The organism is Bacillus cereus group sp. BfR-BA-01310 (genome assembly GCF_022664325.1).
GTDB classification, from domain to species: Bacteria; Bacillota; Bacilli; order Bacillales; family Bacillaceae_G; genus Bacillus_A; species Bacillus_A paramycoides.
In genome coordinates, this window is sequence record NZ_JAKUHD010000077.1 from 1 (window position 1) to 998 (window position 998).

The following is a 998-nucleotide window of genomic DNA, read 5'->3' on the forward strand; positions in this document are numbered from 1 at the left end:
ATAGAAAGAAAATGTTGCAGCTCCGAGGCATTTTTACATCTACGAAATTGTTTCATTGTAAAAGTTCTTTCATTTGTATATTTTTTTGAAAGGGACAGAGGACTTTCGACAAAAAAGAAGAAATGATACGTGATCAGTATTTTTTTGCTATATCATGATATCGTTCTCATACATATCATGAAAAAGATTGTAAACAAATAAAAAAAGGAAGTGAGGTGAAAAGCGGTGCTTACCCATAAAGCGTATCAGTTTCGGATCTATCCTAGTTTAGAACAAAAAATAGCTATTACGAAAACAATTGGTTGTTCACGTTTTGTATTTAACTACTTTTTGGAAAAGTGGAATGATAGATATAAAGAAACAGGAAAAGGGTTATCCTATGGCACTTGTCCTTCGCAATTACCTACTCTCAAAAAAGAATTTGTATGGCTAAAAGAAGTGGACAGTATCGCTCTACAATCTTCTCTTCACAACCTCGCTGACTCTTATGTAAGATTCTTCAAAAAACAAAACAAAGCTCCTCGGTTTAAATCGAGAAACAATAAAGTCCAATCCTATACAACGAAACACACAAATGGAAACATTGCGATTATAGATAATAAATTGAAGTTACCGAAACTTGGTCTTGTCAAATTTGTCAAAAGTCGTGAGGTAGAAGGACGAATTTTGAGTGCTACTGTCAGAAGGAATCCAAGTGGAAAATATTTTGTCTCGATTCTTGCTGAAGCAGAAGTACAAGAATTACCGAAGACCGATTCCGCTGTTGGTATAGATGTTGGTGTGAAAAACTTTGCTATTCTTTCAACAGGTGAGGTATTCGGTAATCCAAAATGGTTTCGGGTATTAGAAAAGAAACTCGCTCATGCCCAGCGTATGCTATCTAGACGTACAAAAGGTGGAACGAACTGGCAGAAACAGCGAATGAAAGTCGCTCGTATTCATGAACGAATTAAACAGGCAAGAACGGACTATTTGCAAAAACTCTCTACTAGGATCAT

The 998-nt window shown here is 35.8% G+C and carries 1 protein-coding gene; it reads left to right on the top strand.

Annotated elements, in window-relative coordinates:
- Positions 1 to 225 precede the first annotated feature (225 nt).
- On the top strand, positions 226 to 998 hold a 773-nt coding region (locus MR109_RS29595), incomplete at its 3' end, for a transposase (protein WP_242274856.1).